This window comes from Bradyrhizobium barranii subsp. barranii (assembly GCF_017565645.3).
Classification (GTDB): Bacteria; Pseudomonadota; Alphaproteobacteria; order Rhizobiales; family Xanthobacteraceae; genus Bradyrhizobium; species Bradyrhizobium barranii.
Map to the genome: position 1 here is coordinate 7,406,821 of NZ_CP086136.1, position 16,712 is coordinate 7,423,532.

The 16,712-nt window shown below is 61.0% G+C and carries 15 protein-coding genes and 2 pseudogenes; 4 read left to right on the top strand and 13 right to left on the bottom strand.

Features of this window, described 5'->3' with window-relative positions; all coding sequences use genetic code 11:
• Positions 1-128 precede the first annotated feature (128 nt).
• The 8 genes and pseudogenes from J4G43_RS36135 to J4G43_RS36170 form a co-directional block, all read right to left on the bottom strand.
• A complete protein-coding gene (locus tag J4G43_RS36135) occupies positions 129-791 on the bottom strand; it encodes a lytic transglycosylase domain-containing protein (protein WP_225005314.1) in 663 nt (220 codons plus the stop codon).
• A 206-nt stretch (positions 792-997) separates the two neighbouring features.
• Positions 998-1,510 carry a S26 family signal peptidase gene (locus tag J4G43_RS36140; protein ID WP_038958605.1) on the bottom strand — a complete coding sequence of 171 codons (513 nt, stop codon included), beginning with the start codon at positions 1,508-1,510 and terminating at the stop codon, positions 998-1,000.
• Positions 1,507-1,971: a DUF2840 domain-containing protein gene (locus J4G43_RS36145; RefSeq protein WP_208087823.1), complete on the bottom strand. Its 465-nt coding sequence runs from the start codon at positions 1,969-1,971 to the stop codon at positions 1,507-1,509. Before J4G43_RS36145 ends, J4G43_RS36140 begins: the two co-directional genes overlap by 4 nt.
• A gap of 226 nt (positions 1,972-2,197) precedes the next feature.
• Positions 2,198-3,075, bottom strand: a pseudogene (locus J4G43_RS36150) (replication initiator protein A).
• Between the two features lie 21 nt (positions 3,076-3,096).
• Positions 3,097-3,378, bottom strand: coding sequence for a helix-turn-helix transcriptional regulator (locus J4G43_RS36155; protein ID WP_038958603.1), 282 nt, complete (start codon positions 3,376-3,378; stop codon positions 3,097-3,099).
• A gap of 132 nt (positions 3,379-3,510) precedes the next feature.
• Positions 3,511-3,993: a DUF2285 domain-containing protein gene (locus J4G43_RS36160; RefSeq protein WP_080584124.1), complete on the bottom strand. Its 483-nt coding sequence runs from the start codon at positions 3,991-3,993 to the stop codon at positions 3,511-3,513.
• A 97-nt stretch (positions 3,994-4,090) separates the two neighbouring features.
• Positions 4,091-4,285: a transcriptional regulator domain-containing protein gene (locus J4G43_RS36165; protein WP_038958601.1), complete on the bottom strand. Its 195-nt coding sequence runs from the start codon at positions 4,283-4,285 to the stop codon at positions 4,091-4,093.
• A gap of 164 nt (positions 4,286-4,449) precedes the next feature.
• Positions 4,450-4,722: a DUF2285 domain-containing protein gene (locus J4G43_RS36170; RefSeq protein WP_080584123.1), complete on the bottom strand. Its 273-nt coding sequence runs from the start codon at positions 4,720-4,722 to the stop codon at positions 4,450-4,452.
• 112 nt (positions 4,723-4,834) lie between these two features.
• Between J4G43_RS36170 and J4G43_RS36175 the strand changes: the two genes are divergently transcribed.
• Positions 4,835-5,065, top strand: coding sequence for a helix-turn-helix domain-containing protein (locus tag J4G43_RS36175; protein WP_038958600.1), 231 nt, complete (start codon positions 4,835-4,837; stop codon positions 5,063-5,065).
• 151 nt (positions 5,066-5,216) lie between these two features.
• Here the strand turns inward: J4G43_RS36175 and J4G43_RS36180 are convergent.
• The 3 genes and pseudogenes from J4G43_RS36180 to J4G43_RS36190 all read right to left on the bottom strand — a co-directional run bounded on the left by J4G43_RS36180 (position 5,217) and on the right by J4G43_RS36190 (position 8,977).
• Positions 5,217-6,402, bottom strand: a pseudogene (locus tag J4G43_RS36180) (DUF932 domain-containing protein).
• A 543-nt stretch (positions 6,403-6,945) separates the two neighbouring features.
• Entirely contained in the window at positions 6,946-8,181 is a 1,236-nt protein-coding gene (locus tag J4G43_RS36185; protein WP_208087824.1) for an IS110 family RNA-guided transposase, read from the bottom strand.
• A 484-nt stretch (positions 8,182-8,665) separates the two neighbouring features.
• Positions 8,666-8,977, bottom strand: a complete 312-nt coding sequence (locus J4G43_RS36190; protein ID WP_038958597.1) for a DUF736 domain-containing protein — start codon at positions 8,975-8,977, stop codon at positions 8,666-8,668.
• Positions 8,978-10,894: 1,917 nt separating this feature from the next.
• Here J4G43_RS36190 and J4G43_RS36195 point away from each other — a divergent pair.
• Complete coding sequence (locus J4G43_RS36195) at positions 10,895-11,962, top strand: site-specific integrase (RefSeq protein ID WP_208087825.1); 1,068 nt, start codon at positions 10,895-10,897, stop codon at positions 11,960-11,962.
• Between the two features lie 50 nt (positions 11,963-12,012).
• On the opposite strand, the gene J4G43_RS36200 is transcribed toward J4G43_RS36195, so the two are convergent.
• Both J4G43_RS36200 and J4G43_RS36205 read right to left on the bottom strand, forming a co-directional pair.
• Positions 12,013-12,795 (bottom strand): enoyl-CoA hydratase/isomerase family protein, encoded by a 783-nt coding sequence (locus tag J4G43_RS36200; RefSeq protein WP_208087826.1) that lies wholly within the window; start codon positions 12,793-12,795, stop codon positions 12,013-12,015.
• A gap of 129 nt (positions 12,796-12,924) precedes the next feature.
• The gene (locus J4G43_RS36205) at positions 12,925-15,015 is read right to left on the bottom strand and encodes a molybdopterin oxidoreductase family protein (protein WP_208087827.1); all 2,091 of its coding nucleotides are present in this window, start codon (positions 15,013-15,015) and stop codon (positions 12,925-12,927) included.
• Between the two features lie 237 nt (positions 15,016-15,252).
• Here J4G43_RS36205 and J4G43_RS36210 point away from each other — a divergent pair, with 237 nt between their 5' ends.
• Both J4G43_RS36210 and J4G43_RS36215 read left to right on the top strand, forming a co-directional pair.
• The gene (locus J4G43_RS36210; protein ID WP_225005316.1) at positions 15,253-16,224 is read left to right on the top strand and encodes a Bug family tripartite tricarboxylate transporter substrate binding protein; all 972 of its coding nucleotides are present in this window, start codon (positions 15,253-15,255) and stop codon (positions 16,222-16,224) included.
• Positions 16,225-16,239: 15 nt separating this feature from the next.
• Positions 16,240-16,710, top strand: a complete 471-nt coding sequence (locus tag J4G43_RS36215) for a (2Fe-2S)-binding protein (RefSeq protein WP_208087828.1) — start codon at positions 16,240-16,242, stop codon at positions 16,708-16,710.
• Positions 16,711-16,712 lie beyond the last annotated feature (2 nt).

The following is a 16,712-nucleotide window of genomic DNA, read 5'->3' on the forward strand; positions in this document are numbered from 1 at the left end:
CAATGGCTTGCGGTTCGACCGGTGAGCCCCCTTTATCTCGCCATCGCCCGTCGTATCTCCTACCGATCTCCAAGTCTCCGCAGACTTCTTCGAGCAGCACATGACTATTCGCAAGATTGCGTAACGGGTCATCGCCCCTCTCCCGCATCAAGCCTTGCGACAAACATTCCGGTTGGCTTCGGAACGATCACCGACGGCGTGTGCAGTCTTGACGCGGTCGGTTGCTGCCGGCCGGCGCCCATTCCGTCAGATTGTGCAGGAAAGATCGGCGAAGCCAACCATAGACGTGCATCGGCAGGCGACGTCGAAGCGGATGCGGCGTCCAACTCAGCAACAATCCTGCTCACATAGCCTCGCGTCTCAACCGGCAAAGTGTCGCCCGCAAGATGCTGTTCGTAACGCACCGGCCCGGCGTCGTAGGCTGCGAACGCACCCGGAAAGCCGTAGTGGTCAAAGAGCTCTCTTAGATATGCCGAACCAGCCAGTATGTTGTCGTGCGGGTCGTACGGATCATTTCCCAGAGCATAGCGCAGGCGAAGTCCGGTCCACGTCGCTGGCATGATCTGCATCAGCCCTATTGCGCCCTTGTCCGATTTGGCGCGCGCATCTCCAGCGCTCTCGATCCGCAGGATTAATTGAATCCACTGCACGGGAATGGCGAACCGCTGCGCGGCTTCGCCGACGAAATGCTCGAACCGGCCGGTGGTCTGGCCCCTCGTCGGATGCGCGACCTCTTGTTCGTCGGCGCGTGCAAAACGACAGTCTATCGACAGTGCGAACAGCAGTGGCACGACGGCCCAAGTGCTCACCCACCATAACCCCAAGCATGCCACCGTGCTCGCGACCGCCCAGGGTAAAGCTGCTTCGCACCGGCCGTTCGGCCGCCCTGGACTGCCGCTGCGCGCGACGGCATTACAATTTTCGGTCGGGACGGAGGAATGGTGCCGCAACTGATCGAACAGACGAATGACAGATCGAAAGTATGGAAGGACCAAGATCATTCCTCCCAGGTCCACACGGGGCGCGCACGGCCGATCACAGCCGATGCGGGTAGAACGCCGAAGTAGCGGCCATCCAGCGAGTCGTCAGACTGCCAATTCATGAGGAAGAGTTCGCCCTCGCCGACGGCTCGACAACCCTGCCAGTTCGGCAGAGGTCGGCCTCGCCCGTCGCGTTCTCGTGCCTCACCCATGACGATGGCGTCGACCGAGATTGAGACACCGTGCCTGCAAACCGTTTGTCCGGGCAGCGCCAGTACCCGCTTGAGCATGGGGACGCCGATTGGCAGATAGCCGTTCAGATCAAGAATGGTCGCAAGCGGCTCGGGTGGCCGAACCGCCACCAACTCTGTGACGTAAAACTCTTCGACGGATCGCAAGCGGTAGAGCCCAATCGCGACACTCGGCGATGCGTTCCAGATGTAGAGCGGGCTTATGTCTGCGATCACCGTTATGGCAAGCGCAGCCACTCCCGCAGATGTCATGGTCAGTGTCTTCAGGCCCCCCATCATCGCATGATCCTCTGCCGATGGAGCCAAGCCTGATGACGAGCCTTCGTATACGCGCGCGGGCTTTCGTTGACCGAGAGCCGGTTGTGAACGTGCTGCCAATGATCAGGGGCGACATCCGCCGGATTGATGCTAAGAGCCTCAATGGCGTCGATCGCCTGCAGCACCCGTTCGACTTTTTGCCAGCCGACCAGCCGCAGCAAACTCTCCGCCCCGGGCTTCACATAGGGCACGGTCGAGCAGCGCTGTCCCGGCGCGACCGCTCGCAAGACATCGACGCGCGAAATGAGTGTTCCAAAGTCGTTGGACGTCCAGCGGACGAAGGCAAAGATGCTGCCCGGCGCGAAAGACAGGATGCGCCGCGATTGATCGATCCTCTGCTCCTCAGCGATGCGACCGAAGCGAACACGATTCTCGATACGCTTCTCGAGCCACAGCACCTCTACTTGCGTGAGATCGCTCATGCAGCGGCTCCCTCGGTTTGGAGGCCACACTGTCGTTGACGAACGAGCCCATCACGGGCTTTGGAGCGGTCCGTTAGAAGAAATCCGAAGTATTTCCAGTTAGTAGAGTTAGAGCGCCAGGAAAGCGCGGAGAAACAAGCCCCTGGGCCCGATTCCGGTCCCTGATAGCACGAGGATCCGGTCCCCGATGGCACGAGGGTCGTGGTCCCCGATGGCACGAGCTGATTCACAGATTGTCCTCCGAGTTTGGAATGAGACCGCGCTTGCGAAGTCTCGCAAATAGCGCCGCCACGGCGATGGGCTTGAAGTTCGACAGTTCAGCCCCGCTCTGATCGCGCGTGGGGACTAGCTCGTAGCCGGGCATCTGCTGGCTGACCACTTCGCGCACATCGTATGCAAAGTGCTTGAGCGGAGAGAGGCCGCCGGACCTGGCATGGAGATGCACAAGGTCAAAGCTCCAGCCACTGCCTGATGACCGCCGTGCTGGCGGACGAGACGATAGAGCCATCGGTCAACTCCGCCCGTCAGATCGAAATAAGCGCGATCAACCGCCAGCACGAACGCATCATCGATGACGCCGGCATAGAACCAATCCGGCAGGATCAGTTCGAGCCCGAGTGGACGGCCGTTTGCATCGGCTGTCCCCCGCCACTCGTTGATCCACGAGAAACGATGACGCCGCCGCTCAGTCGGCTGACGGATCGACGTCATCACCGTCGTCGACTGCAGCCTGTCGAGACCGGCCTTCAGCCAGGCATAATCTCGCGCACTCGTCCCACGGCCCACAAACGTCAGAATCTCGTAAGGCGTTGCAGCCATCAACCGAGAGGTCCTTAAGCCGGCATCACGAGCTTCGACAATCTGGGACGCGGCCCAGATCAGTGCGTCAGCATCCCAAATAGTGGCCATGCCGTGCTCGGGCACGGTTTCGACGCGAATGGAGATTGACCCGGCACGAAAATCGATCGGCACAATCCGCTGCGTCTTTGCGAGCGAGAAGAACGGATATGCCTTCAGATCCTGCGCATCGCGGCGCGCCAGATCGCCGGGCAATGCCCGAAAGAGTTCGAGCTGATCGCGCTCGGAACGGTGTTTGTGCCGCATGATCTTTGCTTCCGACATGAATCAGCGGCGTTCCTGGCCCGCATACGGGCGTAAGCCTGACTGCTTCTTGGCGGGCAACACCGTCCCCTTGCCGGGATCGGACGTCGACGTCTTGGCGCCGCGATCGGCCCAGGCTTTCAGATCGTCCAAAGCGTAGACGACACGTCCACCGATCTTCCGATAAGTCGGCCCAGTCCCGTACGTCCGATGCTTCTCTAGCGTGCGACCGGAGAGCCCGAGATAGCGCGCGGCCTCCGGGGTTCGCAGGAAGCGCGGTGGTAGACCAGCCATCAGATCGGGCATTTGAGAACTCCAGGGTGACGCTCGCAGCGCGCGGCGGTGCCGGCTTGTGTGCGGTCATCATGGAGAAGGGCGATGTCGGAGGGGGATGCCGGAGATTGATCGGGCCGTTTTCGATCCCCCTAGAGAGAGGCGCTAGAAGTCTTTGCGCACCGGTCGCAATAGTTTGCGATAGCCGCCGCGCATTAACGCGGCGCCGCTCTGCACCAGACGGATAGTTCGATTGCGAAGATCGTGCGTTTTCCACGCACGATCGGGGACCCGCTTTTGGCCAAAGAGTGTTGCTGCGACGACGCGATAGGTGCCGCCGGCACCATGAACGTCGAGCGCACGCAGGGCGGCGCTCAAGCGCTCGCGCTTCTGCTGGGATAGCTCATGAAAGGCCTGGCCGGCCGGCCGTCCATTCATGGCGCGCCACAACCGTCGCGCTGCGTAGGCCCGCGCCTCGAAGTCGCGATCGAACGGCAACTCGGTCACGTAGTGGGCGCCGATACTCGGCGGTTCCCTCGACCAGACGCGATGGTCGACCGCGCCAATGCGCAGCACCGCGTGCCAACCATCATTCTCGCGGCGCAGCTGCCCGGCCGCAAGTTCAAGGGGTCGCGGAGATACGGCCATTTGATCGAGAGATGGCGGCGCTACTGCGATTGGAACGACTGTCGGAAGAACCTCGGGCGCCCAATAGATGGTCTCTTCCCCGAATGACCGCCGAGGGTCATGGGCGAAAGCAGATACCCCACTTCCTCCTGAATTCGGGCGTCACTTGACCGTCCTGGCTCCTCGCAATCATCGCGTCGTAATCGCGTTGATAATCCGTATTGCGACGCAGGCATTCCCAGGCGATGTCGGTAATTTCTGCATCTTGAAGGCTTCGGTAGGACTCCGGCGAGCGCCAGTCAAACTCAGGCATGACTTCATTCCATTGCACGCAACCAACAGAGATTGCGGCGCAATAATTGTGATCGATTCGGTTGTGGGAAGTCCCTATTTGAGCACCATGTGGTGCTCCAGGTGCACCACGGCTCAACGGGAGAAAGGGATTTTTAGCCAAGTCTTCGCGGGGATGGATTTCTTCTAATTTGTGCCCTTGCCACGAAATAGACGCCCCTGTTCGGACATCCACTTAGCGCGAGAAAGATGACTTCGGTAAGCGTTGAGGGCGCGGTCCGGCTCACTGTCTGGATCAATATGTAAGACTATTCGGGCTACTTCCCGCCAGTCAGCCCCCTCACCTTCCGCCTGCAGAAGCCGAACGTAAGTTATTGCGTGCTGCTCATCGTACGATGTCAGCGCGGGTTCGGTGGGAGCCAAGTCAGCCACGTTGGGATCGAGCGGCGGAGTCTGCATGATCTCACGGTTAGAAGACTAAGCCGAGTTTACTGGTGTAACGGCTCATGAAAACGCGCTTTGTTAAGTATATCGAGGTGCAATATACTGAGCAAGCGGCATCCTTTCTCGCATGGATCTGCGGGAGACATTCGCCACAAACTTGCGTCGTCTACGCAATGGCAAGGGATGGTCTCAGGACGAACTTGCGTTGGAAGCCAAGATAAGCCGGAGTTATTTGAGTCAGCTTGAAAAGGGCGTGTACCACGTCAGCATCAAGGTCATTGGTCGTCTCGCCGATAAGCTGGATGTCGAACCTGATGAGTTTTTAAAGCGAACCACTAAAAGAGCTCGCGCCAAATAGGCGCCGCTTGATTCGCGAGCCGGGCCGGAGGCCCGGCGGGCCCCCGGACGCAAGTATGCGTCCGCGCCGCCGATCTGGCTTGCCGGTCGGCGGCGACGCACCCCCTTAGGAGGAAAGCCGCGCAGCCCTACCGACTGCGCGACTTATCCCATTAGATGGCACGCTCCATCAAACGCTTTGCCTTGCCTTCGAGTTCAAGACGCGCGTCCTGATGAACCTTGCCGCGCGCGAACGCAGTAATCCCCTGCACGAACGAAGATGCTTTCGGGCTTGCGGCGTTCCTCGCACAAGACTGTCTCGATGATCTTCGTGGCGTCGGACTTAGAGAACCCACCCTTACGCAGGAAAGTCTCGCGATCCTCGTCGGTCCGGGCAATGATCCGCTCCCGTGCGGCCTTGATTCCCGCCACGAACGGCCCTGGCGAGGAATTGGCAAAGCGGGTCAGTGCTGGCGCAGCTTCATGGGCAAACCGCTGCGCCGCGAATTTCGAATGCCGGATCGTGATCTCCTCGAAATTCTCCACGCCCCACAGGTTACGGTTCATGCAAACCGCTCGGAGATAGAAGCTCGCGATTCCCAGTGTTTTGCTGCCGACCTCGCTATTCCAGCAGTAAAATCCCCGGAAATACAAATCCGGTGACCCATCCGCCAAACGTCCTGCTTCGATTGGATTCATATCGTCGACCAGAACCAGAAAGACGTCCCGATCGCTGGCGTAAAGCGTCGTCGTCTCCTCGGTGATGTCGATCAGGGGATTGTAGGTCATGCTTGACCAATCTAGCACACCCGGGACCTTCCAGCGCGTATCACCCGTGCCAACGCCCGCGATCTTCATGACGGCAGCCACAAGCTCATGGTCCCAGATGCGGCCGTAGTCAGGTCCGGTGACTGCGCGAAGCTCGATCCATCCGTTTTCGGCCTCCAAGGTTTTCACGAGCTCGGCGCGATGGGACAGCAGGCCGTGTTGCAGGTTGATGGCCGATAGCGCGGCATGAAGTTGCCGCATGTAAGAGGTCGGTGCGCCGACGAGCGTGCACAATTGACCAAAGCTCCAATGTGTCGGCGCCACGGACTCGTCACGTCCCGGCACAACCAGAGCCAACCGCTCGGGATTGTCCCGACTCGCTTCCACCTTGATGGCCCGGCTTTCCACGGTTCGCGCTTGCGCACGCTCTGCGCGACCGCGTACCACGTCATAGAGGTCCGGGAGGTTCAGATAGCGTTCGTCATCTGGCCGAGCAAACCACTCGGACGATACGCGGCCGATCCGCTGGCCACGCGATACATCCACCCGGAAGCCCGCGGTGGCAGGCGGCTCGTTCTGAGACACAGACATCATGTTCACGGTCTTATTCCTTTGGGCCGAGGTTGAAGCGCAGCGCTGCGCTGCAACCCTGCCCGTCGGCGAGACCTGGGGTAGCAAGGGCCAGGGCGGCAGGACCGGAGGGGACTCCCCACCTTTTGCAAGAGCCATTTTCTCGCAAGTTCGGCCAAACATTTGCAGCTTCCCGTTCTCACCTTTTGGGCAGGGTGAAGAGCGCAACATCGCGCTCGAAGCCCTGCCTCGCGGCGAGCAGCGGGTGTGCAAGCGGAGCGAGTGCCTTCGCGGGGAACCGGCTGCAGGGAGCGTGGATATCTGTCGCCGATCGCGTCAGTGAGAAGCGACCGAAGCTGGGCGGAAAGCACTCCGCAGCGCGCTGAGGGCGGAGCCCTAAGCCTTCGCCGCGCGAGCGCAGCGACGCGCAAAACAACGCCGGCACGGCGACAACACTCATAAGTGCCATCGCTCGCTGATGTGAAGAACGACTGGTTACATCCGGGCCTGTCGTCGTCGCGACGCTACGCAATTTGGAAGCTTCGCGTCTCGCCGACGGCAGGATCAGGCCGCCGCGGACTGCGGCGGTCGGCCGTTGTCGAAGAGTTCGCCGGTCCTGAGCATGGCACAAGCAACGCCAATCAACCTGCTGCCGATTGATCGGAGCGCGCGGGCATGGGAATGTCCACGCTTGCGTAAGGCGGCATATCGATTGCGTGTTTGGAAGTCATGCAGCACCGCAACGCGTGCCCAATGATAGACAGCGGTCCTCAGACGGTGCGGACAAGACTGCCTCATGACCACGACAATTTGCTTACCGCTGCGTCTCGTGACGGGCACGACGCCCGATAATCCCCGAAGCGCCTGAGCGTCTCGACGAACGATCGCATCGTGTCCTTCGGACAGAAGTGCCGCGAGGACGATCGTTCCGATTCCAGGCATCGACCGCAAGATCTTGGGATCGGCGTGAGGCGCGATGCCGGTCGCTGATGGAAGTTCGGCCACCGCCGAACACAGGCGCTCGAGTTCCTTCATGGCGAGCTTCATCTGCTGCATAACCAGCCGCAGACGGCCTAGAATGAGCTCGCAATGCGCCACGCAGGCTTCCGTGACACCGGATGCAACAGATATCGGTGTGCTGCGGAGATGATTGAGCAAGGTGTCCGCAGTCCACCTCTTTACCCTGCTCTCCTTAAGGCGCCTTGCGATCGTCGACATCCTCACGGCCCGCGCCCTTGCCGGTGTGGGGATCAGATCCCAAAGATCCAAAATCCACCAGTCTTCCGCGAGCTCGAGCATTTGCGGGAAATAGCGCCAGAGCTGATGACGAAAGCGGTTGGCCAGGCGATTGCGTTCGGCGGACAAGTCCTCCATCATGCGCGACCACTCACGTAGCTGAATGATCGTCGGATGCACTGGCTCCAGGAATCGATAGAAACGGCTATCGGTCCGCAGAGCATCAGCGAGCACGAAAGCGTCGAGCCGATCATCCTTGGCGCCTGCCATGGTGAAGCGATCTCGAAATCGATCAAGCTGCTTTGGATTTAGCGCATGAACCAGGAAACCCGAATCCATCAGGCTCTCGACGACGGGCCCGTGCGGGACCTCGATGCCAATCGCGATCCGGCCTGGCTCGGCACCCGTCGTGCGCTGAATCCAGTCTGCCAGTTCAGCCAACCCGTCACCGCTATGTTGGAACGAACGATGGCCGAGTTTTGCTCCTTGGGCATCCAAAGCGTAAGCGTAGTGTGTCGCCGATGCCCAATCGACACCCACGTAGGCAGCTATGTCTTCATTCATTCCCTTCCCTCCTTCGCAGTCGGGCAGCTGCGATCTTCGCCGGCCCTGTTCTGGCGCTCAAAGGCGCAACTCCCCACGGGGCGTCGAACGCAGCTCATCCGTCGGGGCACTCGTCCCCTCTGGGCGCTCACGGCGCAGGATCGCCAGGTGGCTCCCAACGAATCAGCCCGTAGGCCAACGATAGCCCCGTGAGGAGCATTTTGATTGGAACAGGGATCACCCGCCCAAAAGGGGCGCGCTAATCGAGCGCGCGTCTGCACGCGCCCTGACGACCTTGGTCGTCAAGAGATCATGGCGCGGAAGTCCGGGGATACCGGTCCTGTCGGCACGCGTCAGCGTGCTTCACCCTTGCCCGCGCGAGGGCCGAGCCCTTAGCAATTCTCTTGAAGAGAAATGCTCTCCCCTGCTTCCCTGCATAGCGGCAAAAGAAACGCAAAAAAAGCCCCGCCTCCGGAGGAGGCGGGGCCGAGGATCTCCGGGGGGATCAGTCGCCGTTGTGGCGAGACCAGATCAGGATGAAGCCCTCCCCGCCTTCGACTTTCACCAGCGAGGCGTAGATCGGCGCCGGAAAGCTCGGATCGTCCAGCTTGACCGAGAGGTATTCGCGATCGCTGTCGCGGGCGGTCTTCTTCCAGGCCGCGCCGAACTCGGTCACGCCGGCAAAGATGCGGTAGTCGGGCGCCTTGTCGTTGTCCTTCTCGAAGGCGGCGAACCTGGCCTTGATGTTCAGTGTCAGCGTCTTGATCGAGCCGATGTAGCCGTTGTCCGCAGCGGTGAAGGTGCCGATGATAGCCATGGTAGTCTCCGTTGGTTGTTCGGGCCGCGTCCATCGCGGCCTCGATGGCGATCTTTGGCCCGGGGAGCGATCGGCCCGCAGCCGTCAGGCCCGCAGCACAGCGGAGGACGGCGATAAGCCTGCTTTTTTGTCTTCCGCGAGGAATGCCGCCTCTTCGCGGCAGGGAAAAAAGCAGGCGCAGCCGTTGCGGGAAGGCGATCGAGGCTCTTGCCGGTCCTCGGGCCTGATCAGCCCATTCGAGGTTGCGTTGGCCGCGCCCTTGAACGATCTGTCGGAAACAACATGACGGCCGGTGCTGGTGCTGCACAAGGACACCGCGGGATCAGTCGAACACTTGCTGACGATTGCGTATCAACGGCGGGAAAGACGTACCCGGCGCGAACATTGGCGCTCCCAAAAACATTCACTGCTGCTGGATCAAAGACACGTCGGGGGTCACGGCTCGATAGCAATCTCGACACCGTCGTCACTCCATAATTAAGTCGTCCGACCTCATCCACATCATCGCGGAAAAAGGTCGAGCGACACTGCACAGTTCTGGATGACGCAAGGCGACGGATACCAGGATTATGCCCCCTCATCCAAGTCGGAGGCTCTCCGAGCAGCCGCCGCTTTACATCTATCGAAAATGGCCGCGCGCCGATCAGGCGCGCCGCCGAAATTTTGGAATGAGCCGGGCGGCACTCGCGGTCCCAATCCAAAATGTTACTCGGCTGCTTGCGAGAAGCCGTCACTCACGCTGGTTGATGTGTCTGTCCGCTCTTGCGGCTTCGCTGCCCTCAAGAACGTAGGCAGCCAATCGGTCGCCGCCAGCAGCTGCTCAGCAGCTTCGCCATATCAACTTTCTTCATATCAGGTACCCATGTGTTGACGGGGCATCAGGTTGTCCGCGCCACCACGGATCCTCATAACTGCCGCACTTTCCGCAGGCCCGCGGTCGAACCGAGGTCGGCCGAGCACGCGGTAAGTCCTGTATCAATCAAAGCCGGTCCGTCGCAGTGCGCATTCCCAATTCCAACACTCGAAATCGATCCGATACCTCAATGCACGGCCGCCAGCGAATCTGTCGGATGGGCCATTGATGATGCATCCAAAGCAGTTGACTGCCTGCTAGCGGGCCCAACCGACAACCGTGCGCCGAGACTTTTAACTATTTCCACCTTTTGGATTTCATCGATCAAAATTGCCTTTCCTCGAGCCTGCGCTCCAAGCCCTCCTTTTCGCGCGCTAATCTGGCCTATCACCGCTAGGCCGCGCCGCGCACTAGAGAGACAACATCTCCCACTGTAGAAGTCCCTGTGTGATCGGCGTCCACTCTCACTCCACGGACGAAATCTAGATCTTCCAAATCGGACGTAGTTCTTCTGAGATCGGCTCTTATTGCACCAAGCGGCACCCAGCAGTGAGATCAGACCTCCCACTTTCACCCCGCTCTCCGCTGCCTGCCCGCTATCCACCCGCTGGAACCTGGCCCGCGATGATGAGAGCAGACATGGCCGCAGCCTATCTGGACTTTGGAAACACAGGCGAGCTCGCGCGCGCAATCGGTCGAGGGCATGCACCGCCACCCGTCAGCTGGCGCGGAACAGGACGGCTGCGGCAGCCAGTTTGGTCGAAGGCGATCATGGACCAGTTTGCAGCGCCGATCGGGACAAGACATCTTCGAGAAGCGGAGGACCTATTATGCCTCGTATGATGTCATTTGATACAGCACCAACACTTCCTCGATATTGTCGACGAAAAATACTAGCGAACAATAGGATAGCCTATTATTTCGAGCCGCCAACCTGGGCTCGTCGACAGGGCTGCGGTTTAGGCCCTGAAGCGTTAGGAAGCGATTACGCCAGTGCCGTCGAGCGGGTGGATAAAGTTCTCTTGCCCGCGTTCGAAAGTTGGCGCTCGCGGGGCTTAAGTGACATGATCGCCGCCTCTCCCGAACCGGGCACGTTCGATTGGCTAGTCAGCATCTTCCAGGCTCACCAGAAGTGGGACGAAATCGACAGCAACACTCAGCGTCAGTACAGGAAAAGCCTCGCACTCTTCGCCAATCACGAGTTGAAAGATGGAAGTCGTGTTGGGTCGAAGCAATTGTCCGATTTCACAAAGGCCTTCGTCGACGCAGTCTATGGAAAGCTGCTAGTAGTAACAAAAGTAGGTAGCAATGGAGAGGTAATCGTCCGCGAACGTCGACGTTATGCAAATGTGGCCATGGCGAGCTGCCGGCGCGCCTGGTTCGTTGGCCAGCGCGCCCAGGAAAAGATGGTACCGGCGAGCAATCCATTTTCACGGATGGGACTAAAATCAAGTGCACCCGGACGGCCAATACGGCCCACGCCGACCGCAACGTGGGATGAACTTGTCGCTTTCAGAGCCGCCGCGACAAAGCTTGACTACCGCTCGATCGGAACTGCTGCTTTGTTGGCATGGGAGTGGTTACAGCGGGAGCAGCACGTCTTCGGCGCCTTCGACATTTCGCACTATCGCCCAAGCGAGCGACCAAATAGCGTCAGGATCGTGCATCCAAAGAATGGAGAGGAAGCCTGGTGGCCGCTGCTAGACGAAACGGACGCCCCTCTCTTTCCCGAACTTATGGAAGAGCTCGACGAGATTAAAAAGACCTCGCTCTCGGGCCTGGTATTCCGACGCGACCATGCCCATCGCCGGTCAGCAACCCCGCTTCCATGGATTACCCCACGCAAAGACCTGCGCTATCTGCGCAGCGTGGTAAAGAAGATAATCGCGGAGGCTGGCCTTCGTCAGGAACTTTCCTTTACTTCCTTCCGGCACGGAGGATTCACCGAAGGCGCCGACAGCGATCTCACGGATGCAGAGTTGCGCGCCGCTGGCCGTCATAGATCGAGCCGCCAACTGCCAACCTACGCCAAGCGCACCGGAAAGCAATTGATCAGAGCCACCAAGAAACGTCGCGAGGAGCGGGCAAGATCGCTCTTTGTTCGACTAAATGCCAATCATCCCTTGGAATGAAGGTGTATCGGGCGACCGCGGCATCTAACGAATGTAAATGAAATGATCGCCTATTTTCCCGTCCAGACCGGCTTCCTCTTCTCGCCGAACGCCTTCAGGCCTTCCTTCGCGTCCTCGGTCATTGCGAGCAGCGCGATCTGGCTTTCGGTGTAGGCGATGCTCTCGTCGAACGACATCGAGGCGATGGCGCGCATGGCATACTTGCCGCGACGGATCGCGGTCGGAGATTTGTCAACGATGCGGCCGATCAGCCAGTCGACCTTGGCATCCAACTCAGCTGTGGGCACCACGTAGTTGAGCAGGCCCGCAGCTTGCGCCGCTCTCGCGTCGAACGGCTCGCCGGTGAGAGCCCATTCGTTGACGAGTCGCGGCGGCGCGATGCTCTGCAACAGGCTCAGCACCTGCATCGGGAATACGCCGACCTTCACCTCCGGCAGGCCGAAGATGACGTGATCGGCCGCAATCGCCATGTCGGTCATGCACAACAGGCCCATGCCGCCGGCCATGCAGACGCCACCGACCCGCGCAATCGCCGGCTTCGTCGCGTTCTGCGACAACCGCAGCAGATCGGCATAGTCGACATTCGGCTTGGAATGATCCATCGCGAACGCCGCGCCGGAATTCTGCAAGTCGGCGCCGGCGCAGAACGCCTTGTCGCCTGCCCCCGTCAGCACGATGACGCGGACGTCCTTGTCGTCATGCGCGTCGCGATAGCCTTTGGTGATGCCGGCGATGACCTCGCCGTTCAGCGCGTTGCGCTTCTCCGGCCGGTTGATGGTGATCCAGAACGCCTGCCCACGCTTTTCGGTGATGATTGCTGTGGTGTCGGTCATGGTACGCTCGCTTCCTTGCTCCCGTTTGCAGCCATTTGCGGCAGCTCGGGCGGCAGGCGCAAGGGCAATCTGTAGCGAGGCCTTGCTTTAGCGCCTCGACACAAATTGGCAGGCGAGCGAAGCGTGCGCTCAGGCCGAGACCGTTTTCCTGATCCAGACCTTGTTGTCGTGGAATGCAGCTCCCCCGATCGGCGCGATCGTATCGGCTCCAGTCAGCACGTTGATGCCGCGGCCGCCGATATGATTCTTGTTCGGGTGAACGGATTCCGCGATCAGCACGCCGCGCCGCACGCCGTCGAACAGCGTTGCGAGCAGCGTGGTTTCGCCGCGGGTGTTGCCGAGCGTCACGGCGTCGCCGTCGGCGATGTCGAGCGCGGCCGCATCCAGCGGATGGATCATCACGCTCGCTCTGCCTTCGCGCGCCTGCGAGGACGGCGTCTCGTTGAAGGTGGTGTTGAGGAAGCTGCGCGATGGACTGGTCGCGAGCCGGAACGGGTGGGCTTGATCGGTATGCTCGATCACCGCCCAATGGTCCGGCAGCGACGGCATCTTGTCGAAATCGCCCATCGTCTGGCCGAACGGCGGATGCGCCCAATCGGCCTTGAAATGGAATTTCTTGTCGGCATGGGCAAAGCCGTCGAGATAATGCGAGGTCCTGAAGTCCGGTTGCAGGTCGCGCCAGATGTCGGCTTCGAGACCAGCGATATCGCCGTGGTTGCTGAGCTTCAGCGTCGCGTCGATCAATTCGCGCGGCGTCATCTCGAAGCCCGGATGCTTCGCGCCAAGCCGCGGCGCCAGCGCCTGCATGACCTGATGGTTGGAGCGGCATTCGCCGCGCGGGTCGATCAGCTTCGGCCCGACCGAGATGTGCTGGTGGCCGCCGCCGTAATAGAGATCGTCATGCTCCATGAACATGGTCGCCGGCAGCACGATGTCGGCCATCTCGGCCGTCTCGGTCATAAACTGCTCGTGCACCGCCACGAACAGATCCTCGCGCGCAAACCCCTGACGCACCAGCGCCTGCTCCGGTGCCACCGTCATCGGATTGGTGTTCTGGATCAGCATCGCCTTGATCGGCCCCTTGCCGAGCAAGGCTTCGGCGTCGCCGGTAAGAATGCGACCGACCTGCGACTGGTCGAGCGCCCGCGTGGTCTTATCGATCGCGTCGTGGCCCTCGATGAGGGATTCATTGAAATGCCACAGCGCGTAATTGTTGAAGAAGGCGCCACCGCCTTCATACTGCCAGGCGCCGGTCACCGCGGGAACGCAGAGCGCCGCATGCATTTGCGTGGCGCCGTTGCGCGAGCGGGTGAAGCCGTAGCCGAGCCGGAAGAAGGTCCGCTTGGTCTCGCCGACCAGTTTCGCGAAGGCCTCGATCTCGGACACCGGCACGCCGCAGATCGCGGACGCCCACTCCGGCGTGCGCGTCTTCAGATGCGCCTCGAGCTCATCGGGGCAGTCCGTGTACTTGTCCATATAGGCGCGGTCGGCGTAGCCATCGCGGAACAGGACATGCATCACGCCGCACGCGAAGGCGCCATCGGTGCCGGGCCGCAGGATGATCTTGATGTCAGCCTGCTTCATGGTCTCGTTGTCGTAGATGTCGACAGCGGCAATCTTGGCGCCGCGCTCCTTGCGAGCACGGGCAGCATGCGTCATCACGTTGACCTGCGTGTTGACCGGGTTGGTGCCCCAGATCACGACGAGATCGGAGAGCGCCATCTCGCGCGGATCCACGTCGGCAATCTTGCCGGTGCCGATCGCGAACCCGATGCGCCCGACATTGGCGCAGATGGTCTGATAGAAGCGCGAGTATTTCTTCACATGCGTGAGGCGATTGAGGCCGTCGCGCATCACCAGCCCCATCGTGCCGGCGTAGTAATAAGGCCAGATCGATTCCGCGCCGTACTCGCGCTCGGCCTGGTTGAAGCGATCCGCGATCTCGTCCAGCGCCTCGTCCCAGGAGATCCGTGCGAACTGCCCGGAGCCCTTCGGCCCGGTGCGGCGCATCGGATACATCAGCCGCTCGGGGTGATGGATGCGCTCGGCGTAACGGGCGACCTTGGCGCAGACGACGCCAGCCGTGTAGGTCTGCTTTTTCGAACCTCGGACGCGGCCAATGCTGCGGCCTTCGATCACCTCGATATCGAGCGCGCAGGCCGAGGGGCAGTCATGCGGACAGGTCGAATGGCGGATTTCGATCTTGGCGTGCTGGTTCATGTCCAAATTCGTAACACCAAAATAACGGGCAGCCGAGGGCATTTATCCGGCAATGCCCATGCGATTTGCTCAAATCGCGCGCGCCCGCGGTTCCTGCCGCGCTTGCGAAATGCTGCGGGATCACACCGAAAACCGCCCGATATTCCCTGTTCGACCAGCTTTGTGAGGCGTCGACAGTCCACGTTCCCTGCCGCTACAGTGCCAGCCAACAAGAAAGACATCAGGGAGGTGGGCATAATGGCCCGACGTTTTATGCTGGCGCCGGCCGTAAGCCTGTTCGCCGCACTCTCGGCATCCCCCTCATTCGCACAGGATTACCCGACCCACGCCGTCCGGATCGTGGTGCCCTTTGGCGCCGGCGGGCCGGCGGACGTCGCGGCTCGGCTGATCGGCAACGTACTCCAGGAGAGCTTTGGCCAGCCCTTCGTGGTCGAGAACCGCACCGGCGCGGGCGGCGTCATCGGCACGGTCGAAGCGGCAAAGTCGCCGGCCGACGGCTACACGCTTTTGATGATGTCCAACACCCAGACCGCGAATGAATCGCTCCTGACGCCGGACAAGCGCAAATACGAGCTGATGCGCGACCTCGCGCCGATCGCGCCGGTGAACTACTCCGACCTCGTCATCGTGGTGAACCCGCAGGTTCCGGCGAAGACTCTTCAGGAGTTCATCGCGCTCGCCAAATCGCAGCCGGGCAAGCTGAACTACGCCACCTCCGGCCAGGGCACGCCCTATCACATGGCCGGCGAGCTGTTCAAAGCCATGGCCGGCATCGATGTGGTCCACGTGCCCTATCGCAACAGCGGCGAGGCGCGCAGCGGCGTGATCGGTGGACAGGTGCAGATGATGATCGACGCCGTGCCGGCGATGGCGCCGAATATCGACGAGAACCAGGTCCGCGCGCTCGCGACCACCGGCAAGGAGCGCTCGGCCGTGCTGCCGAACGTGCCGACCGCGGGCGAAGCCGGCGTCGCAGGCTATGAGGCGACGATCTGGCTTGGCCTGATGGCCCCGGCCGGCACGCCGAAGCCCGTCATCGACAAGCTCAATGCCGCCGTGAACGCAATGGTGAAGCGACCGGACATCGTAAAGCTCTGGACCGAGCAGGGTGCCGTACCCATGTCCATGACACCGGAGGAATTCGACAAATTCCTTCGCGGCGATATCGAGAAATGGGCCGATGTCGTCAAGAAGTTCGACAAGTCCTGAGGCCGTAGAGCGATCATGCCGACCATTCAATTTCAGCTCAACGGCGCGGCGATGACCGTGGAGGCCGATCCCGACCAGACGCTGCTCGATGTGCTGCGCGGCCGGCTCGGCGTCACGGGCGCGCATTTCGGCTGCGGAGCCGGTGAGTGCGGGGCCTGTTACGTCATGGTCGGCGACCGCGCGATGGCCTCCTGCGACATGCCGATGTGGTCAGTGGCGGACAAGAACGCCGTCACGGTGGAGGGCCTCGGCACGGCCGAGCAGCCGCATCCGCTGCAACGCGCCTTCGTCTCCGAGCAGGCGATGCAATGCGGCTATTGCGTCTCGGGGATCCTGATCAGCGCGGCGGCGCTGCTGAAGCGCAATCCCTCGCCGACGGAGACCGAGGTCAGAGCCGCGCTCGATCGCAATCTTTGCCGCTGCGGATCGCATAATCGCATGGTCCGCGCCGTGCTGCGCGCGGCAGCGGAGACAGCGACGTCATGAGT

What these genes read in the sequence shown, in the direction of transcription:
- J4G43_RS36140 (WP_038958605.1), bottom strand. Translation starts at nt 1,510, where the DNA reads ATGATGGGGGGCCTGAAGACACTGACCATGACATCTGCGGGAGTGGCT.
- J4G43_RS36145 (WP_208087823.1), bottom strand. Translation starts at nt 1,971, where the DNA reads ATGAGCGATCTCACGCAAGTAGAGGTGCTGTGGCTCGAGAAGCGTATC.
- J4G43_RS36155 (WP_038958603.1), bottom strand. Translation starts at nt 3,378, where the DNA reads ATGCCCGATCTGATGGCTGGTCTACCACCGCGCTTCCTGCGAACCCCG.
- J4G43_RS36160 (WP_080584124.1), bottom strand. Translation starts at nt 3,993, where the DNA reads ATGGCCGTATCTCCGCGACCCCTTGAACTTGCGGCCGGGCAGCTGCGC.
- J4G43_RS36165 (WP_038958601.1), bottom strand. Translation starts at nt 4,285, where the DNA reads ATGCCTGAGTTTGACTGGCGCTCGCCGGAGTCCTACCGAAGCCTTCAA.
- J4G43_RS36170 (WP_080584123.1), bottom strand. Translation starts at nt 4,722, where the DNA reads ATGCAGACTCCGCCGCTCGATCCCAACGTGGCTGACTTGGCTCCCACC.
- J4G43_RS36175 (WP_038958600.1), top strand. Translation starts at nt 4,835, where the DNA reads ATGGATCTGCGGGAGACATTCGCCACAAACTTGCGTCGTCTACGCAAT.
- J4G43_RS36185 (WP_208087824.1), bottom strand. Translation starts at nt 8,181, where the DNA reads ATGAATGAAGACATAGCTGCCTACGTGGGTGTCGATTGGGCATCGGCG.
- J4G43_RS36190 (WP_038958597.1), bottom strand. Translation starts at nt 8,977, where the DNA reads ATGGCTATCATCGGCACCTTCACCGCTGCGGACAACGGCTACATCGGC.
- J4G43_RS36195 (WP_208087825.1), top strand. Translation starts at nt 10,895, where the DNA reads ATGATCGCCGCCTCTCCCGAACCGGGCACGTTCGATTGGCTAGTCAGC.
- J4G43_RS36200 (WP_208087826.1), bottom strand. Translation starts at nt 12,795, where the DNA reads ATGACCGACACCACAGCAATCATCACCGAAAAGCGTGGGCAGGCGTTC.
- J4G43_RS36205 (WP_208087827.1), bottom strand. Translation starts at nt 15,015, where the DNA reads ATGAACCAGCACGCCAAGATCGAAATCCGCCATTCGACCTGTCCGCAT.
- J4G43_RS36210 (WP_225005316.1), top strand. Translation starts at nt 15,253, where the DNA reads ATGGCCCGACGTTTTATGCTGGCGCCGGCCGTAAGCCTGTTCGCCGCA.
- J4G43_RS36215 (WP_208087828.1), top strand. Translation starts at nt 16,240, where the DNA reads ATGCCGACCATTCAATTTCAGCTCAACGGCGCGGCGATGACCGTGGAG.